Origin of the sequence: Planctellipticum variicoloris, from assembly GCF_030622045.1 — a bacterium.
Taxonomy (GTDB): domain Bacteria; phylum Planctomycetota; class Planctomycetia; order Planctomycetales; family Planctomycetaceae; genus Planctellipticum; species Planctellipticum variicoloris.
The window spans coordinates 7,222,234-7,237,433 of the sequence record NZ_CP130886.1 but is presented as its reverse complement, the minus strand read 5'-3'; the positions used below and the strand labels follow the sequence as shown (position 1 = coordinate 7,237,433).

The window sequence follows — 15,200 nt, the reverse complement described above, 5'->3', positions numbered from 1 at the left end:
AGCCGGATGGGAATCGTCGACGGCAGACGGCCGGTTCTACGGCTTATACCGACGATACCAGTCGAGCAATGTGCAGAAGCAGGGCGTATACCGGTCCGGTTCCCGGTCCATTCGGCGCTGCAACTCATCCAGCGCGACAAATTCCGCCTCCAGCACCTCATTTGGATCCGGGCGTACGGTTTCTGCCGTCGTCAGCCGGTAGAGCCGGGTGTGCTCGAACGAGGTTTCCACTGAGGCGGGAAACTGCTGCAGAAACTCCACCGGTCCCCGCAATCCCAGCTCCTCCTCCAGCTCCCGCTCGACCGAGGTGTCGTAGTCTTCGCCGGCGGAAACGTGCCCGGATGCGGACGACGTGTAGCACAGCGGGTATTCGTCCTTGGTGGCGGTCCGGAGCTGCATCAGCAGCTCGCCCGCCGGATTGAAGACGAACACGTGCACCGCCCGATGCAGCAATTTCCGCGCATGGACCTCAGACCGCGGGGCACGACCGACCACTCGATCATGCTCGTCGCAAACGTCGAACCACTCTTCCATGATCGCTCCTTGGCCGTAGTGAGGGAGTAGCGAATAGGGAATAGCGAATAGCCAGAGAAGAGGCTTATCGCGGATCGCTTATCGCGGATCGCCAGAGTGTCGAAAGGTCAGATACGGTCTTTCTGCCCCTCAACTCTCAACAACTCCAGCGGGTCCCTCTCGACCTGACTCGCCCGAACTTCGACCCCATCGCAGCGTTCTTGCAGGAGCTCCGCCAACCGCTCCATCGCCGGGCGTTCGGTCTGGTAGTGCCCGGCGAGGACGAGTCCGAGTCCCAGATCGCGGGCTTCCAGGGCCGCATGAAACCGACCTTCGCCGGTCAGGAACACATCGCAGCCCTGCCAGTGGGCATCGCGAAGGTATTCCGCCGCCGCGCCGCAGGCAATCCCCACGCGCTGAACCCGTCTGATTGGATCGCCGACACACTGCAACATCGGCGCTCGCAGCACTTCCCGAACGCGAGCGACGAAGTCACTCAGGGAAAACGCGGCCGGCAGCTCGCCGACGCGACCAGCCCCCGATCCATCGGGCGTCTCGGCGAGCGGCACCACGTCGATGGCGGGCACTTCGTAGGGATGCGCCTGACGAACCGCCGCCAGCGCAGCGGCGACGCGATTTGCGGGGCAGAGAACTTCCAGCCGGACTTCCGGCGTTTCCTCAAACCGTCCGGGGACGCCGACCGCGGGATTCGTCGATGCGTTCCCCATGAACGTCCCGGTTCCGTCACCGAAAAAACTGCAGCGCGTATAGTCCCCGATCCCCCCCGCCCCGGCATTCCAAAGGGCCTCCTGAACCGCTGCGCGGGCGCTCTCTGGAACATAGACGATGATTTTGCAGCCCAGCGACGACTGCCGCGGACGGAGCGGGCGGATGTCATTCAGCTCGAACAGTTCCGCGAGCTGCTGATTGATTCCGAGCGGCGCGTTGTCCCACGACGTATGCGGGCTGTAGACCGCGATTCCGTGCTGGAGCAGCGTCAGGACCGTCCGGCCCTCAGGCGTGGCGGCGGTCAGTTTCTGGACCGGCTTGAACAGCAGTGGATGATGGGTCACGACGAGCTGCACGCCTGCGGCAACGGCTTCTGTGGCGACATCGCCGGTGAGCGTCAGGCAGGTCAGGGCGCGGTCGACGCTCCGGGCGGGATCCCCCAGGAGCAGGCCGGTGTTGTCCCAATCCTCCGCGAGGAAGGGAGGCGCCAGCTCCTGCAGGACATCGATGATCGTGGCAAGCTGCATGGGTGTCGTCTTCGTCGAAGGCAAGTTACGCTGAAGGGGGATTGCCCCTTTTTGTGCAGGATGCCAGCGGATGTCGATGGAGAAAAGCGAAGGACTGATTCTGCGGGTCACCGACTTCAGCGAAACCAGCAGAATCGTCGTCCTGTTCACCCGCGATTTCGGCAAGCTGTCGGCGCTGGCGAAAGGGGGCCGGCGGCTGAAAGGCCCCTTTGAATCGTCGCTGGATCTGCTGGCCCGCTGCCGAGTTGTCTTTATCCGGAAAACGACCGCAACCCTGGACCTCCTGACCGAGGCCCAGCTCGTCACGCGGTTCCGCCCCGCGGAGCGCGACCTGGCCTGCCTCTATGCAGGCTATTATGTCGCCGAACTGCTGCTGGCGCTGACCGAAGACTACGATCCGGCCCCGATTCTCTACGACGCAGCCGCGGCGGCGCTCCAGGAGTTCGAGGCATCCGAGAGGGTGCGCCTGGCGACTTTGCGGTTTGAGCTTGTGCTGTTGCGGGAAATCGGCCAGTTGCCGGATTTCGAAACCTGTGCCGGTTGCGGCGCCCCGCTGACAGAAGGTCAGGCTTTCGGCTTCTGGGTCTCGCAAGGAGGATTGATCTGCCCGGAGTGCCAGCGCGAAGAGCACCAGCCGGGAACCGTTCACGCCGGCACGGCGGCCGCTTTACGGGCACTGTCGAGCGAGAACGACCAGTTCTGGCGGCGACTGCAGCCGACAGTTCAGCAGTTCCGAGAGATGCGGCAGCTCGTCACGACGACGGTCTCACACGTGATGGGTCGCCGACCGAAGATGCTTAAGTTTCTGGGGTGAGCGGCGAGGTTGGCGGTCAAGAGGGAATCACCTCCCAGCGGCGATGCCACTCTCCGAACTCACGACCGCCATGCCGGAAAATCGCCTGACAGCCCTCCCGATCCGCGAGCCGCCTGCCGTTCAAAGTCGGCCTTTCGACATTCCGACTTCGTCATTCGACATTCCCGTCTTCCCCAGCACCTCGGCATACACTTCGCGGATCCGCCGCGTCATCGTCTGATGTCGGAACTGGTCGGTAAACCGTGCCCGTCCCGCCGCTCCCAGTCGCTCCCGCAGGGCTGAATCCGCAGCCAGTTCGCAGAGGGCATCGACGAGCTCCGGGATCGACTGCGGCGGCAGCAGGAAACCGGTTTCGCCGGGAATGACCACCTCCCGAGCCCCGTCGACGTCGTAGCTCACGACCGGCTTTCCGGCGATCAGCCCCTGCGGCAGCACCCGCGCCAGCCCTTCCCACACGCTCGTGTGGACCACGATGTCCATCGCATGCAGCAGCTCGGGGATCTGCGTCGGCGGCACGAGCCCGGTGAATACGAACCGGTCCCGTAGACCAGCCGCGTTGAGTTGCGACTCAAATTCTCCCCGGAGAATGCCGTCTCCCACAAACAGAAACCGGACGCGGGGATTCCGCTGCAGCACTTCGCCCGCCGCGGCGATCACGAACTCGTGTCCCTTCAGGGGAAACAGCCGTCCCACTTTGCCGATCACAACCTCGTCGTCGGCGATTCCGAGTTCCCGGCGCACAGTTTCGCGCGATCGCGGCGGATTCAGGAACGGCTCCACGTCGAAGCCGCTGGAGATCGTGACGAACTTCTCGCGCGGGGCAACCCCCGCCGCCACGTACTGATCGGTCATCGCGTCCGCCACGCTGATGAACTTCGCGGTTCCCGGCCCCGCCTGCCGCTCGAGCCAGCGATAGAGGCTCTTGGCGTACCACTTCTGCCCGTAGTGAAACGCCGCCCCGTGAATCGTGTGAACGACGGGAATTCCCAGTTTGTTCGCCGCCCTGCGGCCGAGGATTCCCGCCTTGGAACTGTGCGTATGCACGATTTCGGGCCGGATCTCCTGCAGCAGCCGGATCAGCGTCCGGTAGCTCGACCAGTCCCGCCACGGATGCAGGTTCCGGCGGAACTCCGGCACCAGCCGCAGATCGACGCCCGCCGCCAGCGCCCGCGGTTCCAGGCTCCCCTCCGGCCCGAGTCCCGGACCGGTAATCAGCGTGACGCGATCTCCATGCAGTTGCTGCTGGTCTTCGACCGTCAGCAGCGTATTTTCCTGCGCCCCCCCGACGATGAGCCGGGTGATGATATGCACAACGTGCATGCGTCAACCTCTGCGACCGCGGTCCGATGCTGTTCAGTCCGGCCCTCCTGACAGTCGGCGGAGACTGTCAGGAGGTGAGTTGGACCCGCTGCAGCGAGGATGTCAGGAAGGAACTCAGGACACGAAACTCCGTTACGACTTCGCCTTCACTTCGCCGCAGTCGGTGATGACGATCTTCTTCGAAGTGCGGCCGGACCCGGAGCCAAAGGACTCAATCTTCTTGACGACGTCCATGCCCTCGACGACCGAACCGAAGACGACGTGCTTGCCGTCCAGCCACGCGGTCTTGGCCGTGCACAGGAAGAACTGCGAACCGTTCGTATTGGGGCCGGCGTTCGCCATGCTCAGGACGCCCGGGCCGGTGTGCTTGAGCTTGAAGTTCTCGTCGGCGAACTTCTCGCCGTAGATCGACTTGCCGCCGGTGCCGTTCCCGTTCGTAAAGTCGCCCCCCTGACACATGAACTCGGGAATCACGCGGTGAAACGGGCTCCCCTTGTAGCCGAATCCCTTTTCGCCGGTGCACAGCGCCCGGAAGTTCTCCGCCGTTTTGGGCACGACGTCCGACCGCAACTCGATGACGATCTTGCCGATCGGTTTGTCGTCGGCCGAAACTTCGAGAAAGACGCGCGGCAGCTTGGTGTCTGCGGCCTGAGCCAGCGTCGAGGCGGCCAGCGCTGCGGCCGAGGCTGCCACAAATTCGCGACGGGAAAGCATTTTGAAGATCCTCCGTGGTGAACCGCCGGGCGAAACGATCCGCGATCGTCGCCAGCCCGGTTCCCTGAACTCTAAACCGTCCCGTGGGAAGTCACAACTCCCGGCGATGGCCAGGCGCAACCGCTGCAATACGTCTCCCTCGACCCGGCGCTACGCCGGGCAGGGGACGCGGAGCAGATTAGCGACGCGGGCGATCTCGGCCTCGGTCAGGAGCCCCGACAGGTGATGCGCAAAACGGGGCGAAATGTGCCATTGGGCGAGCGCGTCGAACAGGGCCTGCTCGTCCGCGGCATGCAGTCCCATCTCCCGCTTGAGAGGGTTTCCGCTTTCCGGATCGAGATCCAGGAACTGGCTGATCAGCAGGAAATCCCCCTGATTCGAGAGATTCAGGGACAGCCCGCGAATCTCGGTCGCCAGGAAATGGTCAATCGAGAGAGAGGCATCCAGGGGTCCGCCGCGCAGAGACTCCGTCATCAGCAGCGGATGCTTCTCGATGATGGCCGCCGTCGTCTCGCAAACCGCGTAGATCACCGCCTCGTCGACGAGGTCGGCGACGTACGTTTCGCGGTGCAGATGGCGGCGCCAGACGGACGCCAGCAGGTCGAGCTGGACGTGCGGCGGGACCTCCCGCAGGAACGGGACTTCGCACAGGTAGCCATAGCACTCGTCGTGCTGGCGGTCGAACCGCTGCAGCAGGGCGTAGCGGTCGAAGGTGTCGCGGAAGGCGACCCGGAACGCGACGTAACTGAGCAGGGTCTGCGGCAGGAGATCTTGGGCAACGCGGATCATGAGTCTCATGCTGCCGAGCGATCAGGGGCGCGCACAAGAGACAAAAAACATCTCTGTGAAAAAAATGCAAAGAGCAAACTTCCAGTGGCGTTTGCCCCCTGCCGGACCTGCCAGATTGCCGAGCTTTCCTGGAATCCCGCTTGCCCGCCGACGACCTGACTTCCGGTCAAATTCCTGCAAGACAATGGCGGTCGCTGGCGATGAAAACAACACGACTGAACACGCGAGACCATTCATCGCCGCAGGCCGATGGGCTTTGCACCTCGCCTCGTGATCGACGACCATTCTCCACGGAGGGGATTGGATCGTGCCCGGCCCCTTCCCGGTGCATTTCATTCGAGACAGGAGCGTCATGACGGACTTTCATCGGATCACCTTGCCGGTCGACTGCGTCGAGCCGGGAGTGCACGTCGCACCAGCGACGTTCGTCGCCTTTCTGGAAGGGCCTGCAGCCCATTGCGACGGGCGGGTTTTCTTTACGGATATCGTCAACAACCGGGTCGTCTGCCTCGACGCAAACACGGGGGAGCGGTCGATCTTCCGCGAACCGAGCGGCCGGTCGAACGGACTGCTGTTCGACGCGCAGGGGAGACTGCTCGCCTGTGAAGGGAACGAGTTCGGCCCCAACGACGGGAATCGGCGAATCACACGAACGAACCTGGCGACGGGTGATTTGGAAGTTCTGACTGACCGGTATCAGGGCCGGCGGTACAACGCCCCGAACGACATCGCCGCCTGCTCGAACGGGCGGATCTTCTTCACCGATCCCTGCTACGGCGATCGGGCCACGATGGAGCTGGATCACGATTCGGTCTACCGGATCGATCCCGACGGCTCTGTCACTCGCGTCCTCACCCAACCCGCGATTCAGCGACCCAACGGCATTGCATTGAGTCCCGACGAGCGAACGCTGTACCTGGTCGACAGTTGCCCGGTGATCGGCGGCAACCGCAAGATCTGGGCCTTCGATCTCGCGGAAGATGGCACGCTGTCCGGGCAGCGTCTGGTGTTCGACTTCGGAGCCGGTCGCGGCGGCGACGGGATGTGCGTCGACGCGGCCGGGCGGCTCTACATCGCCGCCGGCATCTCCCGCCCGCGCGGCCCGCATGAGACCGCAGAAGTTCCGCCGGGGATTTACGTCGTGGATCCTTCCGGCGCGTCGGAACCCGCCGGGCGGCTGCTGGGCCGGATTCCGGTCCCCGAAGACGTCCTCACGAACTGCACATTCGGGGGGCCCGATCTGCGGACGCTCTACATCACGGCAGGAAGGACGCTCTACGCGGTGCGGACCGAAACGCCGGGGTGGGTGGTGCACCGAAAGGGATGAGGCAAAAGCACGAAATCCGAATTTCGAAATCCGAAACAAGCACCAAATTCGAAGCACGAAACGAACTGCGACAATGCCGCTCTCACTTCATGCGGCGCTCTTCATCTTCACTCGCCACCAGCCACTCGTCACTCTCTGCCGCATTGATCAGAAACGTCGCCGCTTCGTCCAGAAACTTCCGAATTGCCGTGGCCGCCGCGGGCGGAGTCCCGGACTCGTCGAGCGCTGCGTTCATGAGCTGCATCCAGCGGTCGCGAACCGTGCGGTTGATCGCGAACCCGACGTGGCGGATGCGCAACTTGGGATGTCCCCGTTCCTGGATGTAGCGGTCGGGACCACCGAAGCGATAGACGAGGAAATCGCGCAGCCGCTGTTCGGCCCCGGCCAGGTCGTCGGGCGGATAGAGCGGTCCGAGCAGGTCGTCGGCGGGAATCTGGCGATAGAAGGCCGCCACCAGACGCGCCAACCCCTCTTCGCCGAGGGCGTCGTAAACGGTGACTTCGTTGGAGTCAGTCATAAGTCTTGTCGGGCCGGCCCAGCCGGCCGTCTTGCGAAGATCTGGAGAATTGTTGGATGTAGAAGACCGGGGCTTCGCGAAGACGCTACAGCCGCCGGCCACCCCGGGCGTATTGTGGCAGCGGAATCACATTATGGCCGGCACAGCCGGCCCTACGCCGATTTCCTGCCGAGCATCCGATCCAGCGAGTCGGAGGTCTGATAGATCAAGGCTTCGGGCCAGTGCTGGTAGGGGTGGAAATACTCGAACGTCAGATAGCCGCGGTATCCGCTGGTTTCGAAGGCTTCCAGGACCGCGGGCCAGTTCGTGGTCCCGTCGAGCAGCGGCCGGAAGGCTTCGAGAGAATGATCCGTTCCCTTCTTGGAGTATTCTTTCAGGTGGACGTTGCGGATCCGCTGGCCAAGAATCGGGATCCAGTGCTCGGGGAACTGGTACTCCATAATGTTCCCCGTGTCGAAGTGGACGTGGACGTACTCGCTGCCGAATCCATCGACGAACTCGACCATCTCCATCGGCGTCATCAGGAAACCGTTGAAGAAGATATTCTCCATGTTGAGATGCACCTTCAGCGCCTCGGCCTGCGGGATCAACTTCGCCACGGCCTCTCTGGCCCGCTTGAGGCAGACGTCGTTCGGGACGGGGTCGTAGTCGGTCCGCCAGGGGATGTGCACCGCACCGGGGACAACCAGGAGATTTTCCGTCCCGAGATCGTGAGCCGCCTGAGCCATCTTGCCGGCGAGTTCGAGGCCCCGTTCCCGGCGAGCCGGGTCGTTCGCCGTCAGCGGATAAGGCCAGAACAGGAACGAACAGAGTCCGCTGATGGCGATGCCGATCTTGTCGGCCAGTTTGCGGATCTGCTCGAATTCGCGCGTGCCAGACTTGGGGGAGAGATCGCTGTCGAGGTCGTAGTTCAGCTCGATGCCATCGAAGCCGGCGTCTTTCGCCAGGCGCAGGCATTTCTCCAGCGACATCTGCTGCGGGTACGGAAACGCCCAGAGGTTAATCGACTTCTTGAACGCGTATTGCCTGCCGCCAGCCTGGGCAGGGGTCGTCTGGGCGAGAGCCTGCGGCAGTCCGAACGGCCCCCCCAGACTGGCGAAACTTCCCGCGGCCGCTGCCGCCAGCGCTTCTCGTCGACTGAATCCCGGCATGGTCCATTCCTGCTGAACGTAGGGCAGGCTCCGGCCTGCCGCATGACGACATGGAATCCACATTTCGGCAGGCGGGAGCCTGCCCTACGCGCCCGCCAATGTGTTAAACCGGATTGGTACGCCGTGTTCGGCAAGATACCGTTTTGTGACGTCGATCGGATGCGTGCGGTAGTGAAAAATACTGGCCGCCAGAGCCGCGCTGGCGTGGCCTTCGGTGAGAATCTCACGGAGATGCTCAGGCGAACCGGCCCCGCCGCTGGCGACCACGGGAATACTGACCGCGTCCGCCACGGCCCGTGTCATCGGCAGGTCATAGCCGTCTTGGGTGCCGTCGGCATCCATGCTCGTCAGGACGATTTCGCCGGCCCCGAGACGCTCGACTTCCTGCGCCCAGGCGACGGCTTCCAGCCCGGTCGGGACCCGACCGCCATTGACGTGGACTTCCCACACTTCCCGGCCGTCACGCCGGACCCGTTTGGGGTCGATGTTGACCACAATGCACTGACTGCCAAAGCGGAGGGCGGCCTGCCGGACGAACTCGGGATCCTTGACCGCCGCCGAATTGATGGAAACCTTGTCGCAGCCCGCCTTGAGCAACGTGCGGATGTCTTCGAGCGTTCGGATCCCCCCGCCGACGGTGAGCGGCATGAAGCAGACTTCAGAGGTTCGCCGGACGACGTCCAGAATGATCGCCCGCTCTTCGTGGCTGGCGGTGATGTCCAGAAAGACGAGCTCGTCGGCCCCGTCTTCTTCATACTGGGCGGCGACTTCGACCGGATCGCCGGCGTCGCGAAGATTCAGGAAATTCACCCCTTTGACCACGCGACCGGCGTGAACGTCGAGGCAGGGAATGATCCGTTTGGCGAGCATGGCGGGCAGGCTTTCAACAGTAGAGACTTTTCCCGGCCTTATCCTAACGGAATTTCGCCAGTCCGACGACAGACGACGGTGCCAGCGACGCCGCGACGCTATGCTGAAATGCCCCAACACTCGTTTCCTGGAAAGTCACTCCGTGTTTTCCCGACTGGCCGCGCGCCTGCAGACCCTCGACGAGCGCCATCCTCAGTTTGTCGCCCAGGCGGTCGAGCAGACGCTGCTCGAAGCGGTCGAAGTCCGCGCCAGCGACGTGCACATCATCCCCGGCCCCGAGCAGGTCCGGATCAACTTTCGTGTCGACGGCGTTCTGCAGCATGCCGCCGAACTTCCTGCCCGACTGGCAACGAATGTCGTGGCCCGGCTGAAGGTGCTCGCGGATCTGCTGACCTATCGCGTGGACGTTCCCCAGGAAGGCCGCATCAAACAGGGACCCGCGGGCGTTGAGATGCGGCTGAGTACGTTTCCCACCATTTTCGGCGAGAAAGCCGTCGTCCGGTTGTTCGCCGGTTCGGGACGGCACTTGCTCCCCGGCGATCTGGGCCTGCCCGCCGACGTCGCTGAAGGCCTGGAGCAGGCGCTGCACGAGACCGCGGGCGTACTGCTCCTGGCCGGCCCGGCGGGAAGCGGAAAGACCACAACGGCATACGCCTGTCTCCGCGAGCTGCAACGGCGATTCGCCGACAGCAAGGCCCTGGCCACCCTGGAAGATCCCGTAGAATCCCTCCTGCCGGGAGTCGTACAGTCGGCGATTCAGCCGGCTCACGGCTTCGACTATGCCACCGGGCTGAAGTCGCTGCTCCGGCAGGATCCCGACGTACTTCTCGTCGGCGAAATCCGCGATCCCGAAACGGCGGAAACAGTCTTCCGGGCCGGGCTGACAGGCCACCTCGTCCTGACGACGTTTCATGCCGGAAGCGCCGCCGAGGCCATCAGCCGCCTGCGGGACATGGGCATTGAACCTTACCTGCTGCGGGCGGCCCTGTTGGCGATTGTCTGCCAGCGGCTGGTGCGGCGGTTGTGCGACTGTTCGGTCTGGTCCGAGTCGGCGGCGGCCGAACTGGGCCTTCCCGCCGCGCGCAGTCGAGTCGCCGTCGGGTGCCCGGCCTGCGGAACCAGCGGATATCGGGGACGGATGCTCCTGGTCGAGCTGCTGCGGGACCAGTTGCCGGCGCTGGCAACGCACATCCTGTCGGGAGCGGACGCCGTGGAACTGCAGAAGTGCGCCGTCGCCGAGGGAATGTTGGCGTTTTCGAGTCGGGCGAAGGAGGCCCTGGAGCGGGGTCAGACGAGTGCGGTCGAGATTCGCCGCGTGCTGGGATTTCGAGTATAAGCGATGGAAGCACGTTCAAGCGTTTGTGCGGCTATCTGTCGCGACTCCTGAAAATTCTCGCTCCGGAACCGCCAGCAGCCACTGAGGACGAATTCGGATGTCTGCGAACTCCTTGACGCTGATCGATCTGGTGAACTTCAACCAGGAGCTGGCGGCGCTGATTCGCGCAGGGGTGCCGCTGGAACCGGGACTCGTGCAATTGGGCCGGGGATCATCTCGGCGACTGCGCCTCGTGGTGGAGCGAGTCTCCGCCCGGCTGGCGAACGGCGAGTCGCTGGTGGATTCGCTGCGGGCCGAGGAGCCCGGACTGTCGCCGGTCTATGTGGCGATTGTTGAAGCGGGCCTCGCTTCCGGAAAACTGCCCGAAGCCCTCGAAACCGTGGTTCGCTACACCGAAGAGTACGACACGATCCGTCGCACGCTGTTTGTCACCCTGCTCTACCCGGCGTGCGTCGTCGCCGTGGCGTATGGGCTGGGCTCCCTCCTGATCGTGGCGTGCGTCCCGCGATTGCAGCACATGTGGGAGACTTTCCGGTTGCCGGTCACCGCGATTCAGCGAGTCTTGACCGCAGCTTACGAGACAGCGGCCTGGTGGATTCCGGGGGTTCCGATGGGGCTGCTCTTCGTGGGAGTCGTCTTCGGCTTACGTCAATGGAGCTCGGGAATCTCCGGTCCGCTGTCGTCGGGGAACGGACTGCGCCTGCTGACGGGCCTGATCTGGGCGCCCGGCATCGGCGGCATTTTCACCAACCTGTCGCGCGCCGAGTTTCTGGAACTGCTGGCGACGCTGGTCGAGCATCAGGCTCCGTTGCCGCGGGCGCTGAGACTGGCCTCGCAGGCATCGTCGGATCGACGGATTCGATACGCCGGTCCGTTGCTGGCAGAGGAGATCGAACGGGGACAGTCTGCCCGTGACGGGGCGAATGCGGTTTCGAGGCTGCCGGCGCTGCTGGGCTGGGCGATGACAACCGGACTGTCGCTCCCAGAGCCGGGAACGACGTGCCGGCGTGTGGCGGGCGTCTATCGCAAGCGCGCCGAGCGCCGGGCTTTGCTGCTGACGACACTGGCGGCCCCGGTGTTCGTCGCGATTCTGGCGGGGCTGGCCGTCCTGACCTATTGCCTGGCATTCGGACTCCCCGTGGTCGATCTGCTCAATCATCTGGTCGATGAACCGGTTTCTTAGAAAGTCGCCATGACGCAATTTCGCTATCGCGGCTTCAATCTCTCCGGCGACGCCGTGGAAGGTGTCTGCGAGGCGGACTCCCCGGCGGCCGCCCGGCTGACACTGATCGAAAGCGGATTGTCCGACCTCGAAGTTCTCGCGGAGGAAGACGCGGCATCGCCGGTCGCGCTGGGCGAGTCGGACTTCGTCGGCATGCTGGGCATGGTCGAAGAGGCCACCGCGGCGGGGCTGCCCCTGCCGTCCGCCTTGCGGATGCTCAGCGACGAACTGCCGAACCGTCGACAGCGGGCCGCCCTCCGGTCCTTAAGCGACCGGCTCGCCGGGGGCGAAGCGTTGGAGGACCTGCTGCCGCAATACCGGGCCGGGCTGCCGACAGCCATCGGCGAACTGGCGGCGGCGGGAGCTGGCGGAGACCGGCTGCCGCTGGTGCTGGGCGAGTACCTGCAGCGATTGCAGCAGACGATCGAAGTTCGGCGGATGGCCTGGCTGGCGCTCGTGTATCCGGGCGTGCTGATCTTCGGCGCGCTCGGCGTCAGTCTGATCTTCGCGTGGTACGTCGGGCCAGGACTGGAATCGGCCTATTACGAAATGAGCGGGCTGCAGAACACCTTTGGCATGACCCCCAGCACCGTCCAGACCGCGGCCAAGCCGATTGGCGGGCTGGGCTTGCGGGTGCTGGCCGGGCTGCGGCTGCTTTTCTCGCCGCTCGCCGGAGGCATTCTGCTCACGGCGCTGGCGGTTTTCGGGGCGAGTCGACTGTTCGGCGGACGCAAATTCTGGGGCTTCGTGGACTACTCGATTCCCTTGATCGGTCCGTTGTTCCGCTACGCCCGGCTCTGCCAGTTCTGCCATCTGTGCGCGTTGCTGATCGAGTGCCGCCTGCCGCTGCCGCGGGCACTGCGGGTGGCGGGCGCCGCGGTCGACTGTCCGCCGGTTGAGGCCGGGTCGGAAGCGCTGGCTGCGGGGATTGAAGCCGGCAAGTCGGCCACCGACGTCGCCCGGACGTCGGTCTTCGTACCGGAAGATCTGATCCCCTTGATGCGGTGGATCGACCGTCCCGACGAACTGGCCGGCATGCTTCGCGCCACGGGGGAGATTTTTGCAGCGCGGGTCCAGCTTCAGGCGTCGAAGCTCGCCATGGTGCTGCAGCCCTTTGTGCTGTTATCGATTGCGTTCTTTTTCGGCCTGCTGGCAGTGATCGTGTACGCCCCGTTTTTCGACATGATTCAACTGCTCAACGACCTCGCGTAGCCGGGACTTCAGCACACTCGCGGCGAGCGGAGTCCTTCGTCATCAGCGTGCAGCGGCGCGCGGCTGCGAGACTGGCTCCCCCGGGAGGACTCGGCGAATGGCGACGATGCACAGGTCGTCACGCTGCTGATGAGCCCCGCCGAAAGCCTCGACGTCCTCGACGATCGCCGGGACGAGATCGGTCACGCGCGGCGGGCCAAGACCGACAGTCTCTCCTAGACGCACCCGGCCGTAGATGCGGTTCTCTGCGTCCATCGCTTCCGTTACGCCGTCGGTGTAGAAGACGAGCGTGTCTCCGGCGTCGAGCGACAGCCGGATTTCCTGGAACTGCTGATCCGGCAGGATGCCCAGCGGCATGCCGGATTCCTTGATCCCCGGCTGCTCGATGGACCCGTCAACGTGGCGAAACACTGGCGGCAGATGACCGGCGTTCGCCAGTGTGACCTCGTGACGTTCGGCATCGACAATCGCCAGCGCCAGTGTGATGAAGCGGTAGCCCAGTCCGCTGGAGGCGATCTCAGCGTTCAGATTCGTCAGAGCGGAGGCGGCGCTGGAGGCGCTGAGCAGGTGATAGCGTCCGGCTGCGTGCAGACGGGCCATGAGGAGAGCGGCGGGTACGCCCTTCCCCGCGACATCGCCGACCGCGACCGCGACGCGTCCGTCCGGAAGTTGAACATAGTCGAAGTAGTCGCCCCCCACGCGATTGGCGGGTTCGTAGTAGTCGGCGAACTCGTAACCCGGCAAAGCCGGGGGCTGATGGGGCAGAAATCCGAGCTGCACCTGGGTGGCGAACTCCAGATCACGATCGAGGTCGCGCTGCTTGAGCAGATCTTCGTGAAGGCGGGCGTTCTCGACGGCCAGGGCCGCCTGCCAGCTCACGCTGGCGAGCAGATCCAGGTCTTCCGCGGTAAATGCCCGCCCCAGATCGCGTGAGCTGAGCTGGATGACGCCGATCGCCGCAGAGTTCGCGTCCAGCAGCGGAGCGCACATGACCGTGCGGATCCGGAGCGAAGCGATGCTCTGGCTGGCCGCGAACCGCTCGTCGTCGCGGGCATCGGCGCTGAGAATCGCCCGGCCGGTCTGAATCGCTTCGCGGACGATGGTCCGACTGACGGGAACAACCTCGTCATCCCCCTCGTAGCGGGCGATTGAGGCCCGCTGTTCGAGCTCGTCGGACTCGGCGCTGCGGAGCAGCACAAACCCGCTGTCGGCCTGCGGGAAGAGTTTGAGCAGCGTCTTCAGCAGAACCGGCAGGACGTCATCCAGTTCGAGCACCGAGCCAAGTTGGCGACTGATCTCCAGAATCGCCCGCAGCTTTGTCTCCGGGCGGACGCTCAGCCGGGCTTCGCTCCGTTCGCCCCCCGCTTCAAAGGTCGAAAGAATCGAAGAGCCGTGGTCTTCGGGGACCGGCTCCCGTTCCGCCAGGCGGACCACCGGTCGGTTGCCGGTAGTTCCCGGATCGCGAACGGCCGTGGCGTTGCGGCCGGAGGCTCGCGAACGGGCGGCGCGTTTGCCGTGAACGTCAAAACGCAGCCGGAAGTCGCAGATCTGAATCTCGTCGCCGTCGCGCAGTTCGGTTCGCCCGCGAACCGGCTGGCCGTTCAGCTCGGTTCCGTTCCGGCTGCGGAGATCTTCGAGGAAGTAATTGCCGTGACTTTCGAGAATCTGCGCATGGCGGCGGCTGATGGCGCCGTCGTCGAGGACGATCTCGCACCCGGAATGGCGGCCCAGAATGGTCCGCTCCCCGCGCAGTTCCCAGACGCCCGCCGGCCCGCCGCTGATGACCTGGAGATTCGCCACAGATCGAGCATCCTCAGGAATTTGACTCGCACAGAGGGCGTCAGCCGTCCGGTGCAGGCACCCATGATGGTAGGGGACCGACGGAAAGTCCGCAATCGGCAGGCCGGTCGAGAGCCAGAAGCCGGCGAGCAGTGATCAACCCTCTTCTCCTGCTATTCGCGACTGGCTATTCCCTATTCGCTGCCTCAACGAATCACAACGGCGGAATTCACAATGGCGGAATGTCGAAAGGAAGAGCTTGTATCGCTGGCAATGTCAGCATCTCGCCCCCTTCTCACTCACCACCGACCACGCGCCACTCCTCGCTTCTTCGCCTTATCTGCGAAGCCCGATACCCGAATCCCGAAGCCCGCCTCAAA

The 15,200-nt window shown here is 64.3% G+C and carries 14 protein-coding genes; 5 read left to right on the top strand and 9 right to left on the bottom strand.

Annotated features, from left to right (window positions below; translation table 11 throughout):
- Positions 1 to 36: 36 nt before the first annotated feature.
- Positions 37 to 534 (bottom strand): NUDIX hydrolase, encoded by a 498-nt coding sequence (locus SH412_RS28360; RefSeq protein ID WP_336521413.1) that lies wholly within the window; start codon positions 532 to 534, stop codon positions 37 to 39.
- A 107-nt stretch (positions 535 to 641) separates the two neighbouring features.
- Positions 642 to 1,769, bottom strand: coding sequence for a Nif3-like dinuclear metal center hexameric protein (locus SH412_RS28355; protein WP_336521412.1), 1,128 nt, complete (start codon positions 1,767 to 1,769; stop codon positions 642 to 644).
- 70 nt (positions 1,770 to 1,839) lie between these two features.
- On the opposite strand from SH412_RS28355, the gene recO reads away from it, so the two are divergent.
- Positions 1,840 to 2,583 carry a DNA repair protein RecO gene (recO, locus tag SH412_RS28350; protein WP_336521411.1) on the top strand — a complete coding sequence of 248 codons (744 nt, stop codon included), beginning with the start codon at positions 1,840 to 1,842 and terminating at the stop codon, positions 2,581 to 2,583.
- A gap of 120 nt (positions 2,584 to 2,703) precedes the next feature.
- Here the strand turns inward: recO and SH412_RS28345 are convergent, their stop codons facing one another.
- The 3 genes from SH412_RS28345 to SH412_RS28335 all read right to left on the bottom strand — a co-directional run bounded on the left by SH412_RS28345 (position 2,704) and on the right by SH412_RS28335 (position 5,406).
- Complete coding sequence (locus SH412_RS28345; protein ID WP_336521410.1) at positions 2,704 to 3,903, bottom strand: glycosyltransferase family 4 protein; 1,200 nt, start codon at positions 3,901 to 3,903, stop codon at positions 2,704 to 2,706.
- Between the two features lie 132 nt (positions 3,904 to 4,035).
- Positions 4,036 to 4,617 (bottom strand): peptidylprolyl isomerase, encoded by a 582-nt coding sequence (locus tag SH412_RS28340; protein ID WP_336521409.1) that lies wholly within the window; start codon positions 4,615 to 4,617, stop codon positions 4,036 to 4,038.
- Between the two features lie 150 nt (positions 4,618 to 4,767).
- Positions 4,768 to 5,406 (bottom strand): hypothetical protein, encoded by a 639-nt coding sequence (locus SH412_RS28335; RefSeq protein WP_336521408.1) that lies wholly within the window; start codon positions 5,404 to 5,406, stop codon positions 4,768 to 4,770.
- 352 nt (positions 5,407 to 5,758) lie between these two features.
- On the opposite strand from SH412_RS28335, the gene SH412_RS28330 reads away from it, so the two are divergent.
- Positions 5,759 to 6,733, top strand: coding sequence for an SMP-30/gluconolactonase/LRE family protein (locus SH412_RS28330; protein WP_336521407.1), 975 nt, complete (start codon positions 5,759 to 5,761; stop codon positions 6,731 to 6,733).
- Between the two features lie 82 nt (positions 6,734 to 6,815).
- Here the strand turns inward: SH412_RS28330 and SH412_RS28325 are convergent, their stop codons facing one another.
- The 3 genes from SH412_RS28325 to hisF all read right to left on the bottom strand — a co-directional run bounded on the left by SH412_RS28325 (position 6,816) and on the right by hisF (position 9,271).
- Entirely contained in the window at positions 6,816 to 7,250 is a 435-nt protein-coding gene (locus SH412_RS28325) for a globin domain-containing protein (protein WP_336521406.1), read from the bottom strand.
- 152 nt (positions 7,251 to 7,402) lie between these two features.
- Positions 7,403 to 8,401 (bottom strand): sugar phosphate isomerase/epimerase family protein, encoded by a 999-nt coding sequence (locus SH412_RS28320; RefSeq protein WP_336521405.1) that lies wholly within the window; start codon positions 8,399 to 8,401, stop codon positions 7,403 to 7,405.
- Between the two features lie 84 nt (positions 8,402 to 8,485).
- Positions 8,486 to 9,271: an imidazole glycerol phosphate synthase subunit HisF gene (hisF, locus tag SH412_RS28315; protein WP_336521404.1), complete on the bottom strand. Its 786-nt coding sequence runs from the start codon at positions 9,269 to 9,271 to the stop codon at positions 8,486 to 8,488.
- A 142-nt stretch (positions 9,272 to 9,413) separates the two neighbouring features.
- Between hisF and SH412_RS28310 the strand changes: the two genes are divergently transcribed.
- The 3 genes from SH412_RS28310 (at position 9,414) to SH412_RS28300 (ending at position 13,041) form a co-directional block, all read left to right on the top strand.
- Positions 9,414 to 10,607 carry a GspE/PulE family protein gene (locus SH412_RS28310; RefSeq protein WP_336521403.1) on the top strand — a complete coding sequence of 398 codons (1,194 nt, stop codon included), beginning with the start codon at positions 9,414 to 9,416 and terminating at the stop codon, positions 10,605 to 10,607.
- A gap of 97 nt (positions 10,608 to 10,704) precedes the next feature.
- Positions 10,705 to 11,790 (top strand): type II secretion system F family protein, encoded by a 1,086-nt coding sequence (locus SH412_RS28305; RefSeq protein WP_336521402.1) that lies wholly within the window; start codon positions 10,705 to 10,707, stop codon positions 11,788 to 11,790.
- 9 nt (positions 11,791 to 11,799) lie between these two features.
- Positions 11,800 to 13,041 (top strand): type II secretion system F family protein, encoded by a 1,242-nt coding sequence (locus SH412_RS28300; protein WP_336521401.1) that lies wholly within the window; start codon positions 11,800 to 11,802, stop codon positions 13,039 to 13,041.
- A 42-nt stretch (positions 13,042 to 13,083) separates the two neighbouring features.
- On the opposite strand, the gene SH412_RS28295 is transcribed toward SH412_RS28300, so the two are convergent.
- Entirely contained in the window at positions 13,084 to 14,841 is a 1,758-nt protein-coding gene (locus tag SH412_RS28295; RefSeq protein ID WP_336521400.1) for a SpoIIE family protein phosphatase, read from the bottom strand.
- Positions 14,842 to 15,200: the final 359 nt, after the last annotated feature.

Coding starts and splice junctions, on each gene's coding strand:
- SH412_RS28360 (WP_336521413.1), bottom strand. CDS start 534: ATGGAAGAGTGGTTCGACGTTTGCGACGAGCATGATCGAGTGGTCGGT.
- SH412_RS28355 (WP_336521412.1), bottom strand. CDS start 1,769: ATGCAGCTTGCCACGATCATCGATGTCCTGCAGGAGCTGGCGCCTCCC.
- recO (WP_336521411.1), top strand. CDS start 1,840: ATGTCGATGGAGAAAAGCGAAGGACTGATTCTGCGGGTCACCGACTTC.
- SH412_RS28345 (WP_336521410.1), bottom strand. CDS start 3,903: ATGCACGTTGTGCATATCATCACCCGGCTCATCGTCGGGGGGGCGCAG.
- SH412_RS28340 (WP_336521409.1), bottom strand. CDS start 4,617: ATGCTTTCCCGTCGCGAATTTGTGGCAGCCTCGGCCGCAGCGCTGGCC.
- SH412_RS28335 (WP_336521408.1), bottom strand. CDS start 5,406: ATGATCCGCGTTGCCCAAGATCTCCTGCCGCAGACCCTGCTCAGTTAC.
- SH412_RS28330 (WP_336521407.1), top strand. CDS start 5,759: ATGACGGACTTTCATCGGATCACCTTGCCGGTCGACTGCGTCGAGCCG.
- SH412_RS28325 (WP_336521406.1), bottom strand. CDS start 7,250: ATGACTGACTCCAACGAAGTCACCGTTTACGACGCCCTCGGCGAAGAG.
- SH412_RS28320 (WP_336521405.1), bottom strand. CDS start 8,401: ATGCCGGGATTCAGTCGACGAGAAGCGCTGGCGGCAGCGGCCGCGGGA.
- hisF (WP_336521404.1), bottom strand. CDS start 9,271: ATGCTCGCCAAACGGATCATTCCCTGCCTCGACGTTCACGCCGGTCGC.
- SH412_RS28305 (WP_336521402.1), top strand. CDS start 10,705: ATGTCTGCGAACTCCTTGACGCTGATCGATCTGGTGAACTTCAACCAG.
- SH412_RS28300 (WP_336521401.1), top strand. CDS start 11,800: ATGACGCAATTTCGCTATCGCGGCTTCAATCTCTCCGGCGACGCCGTG.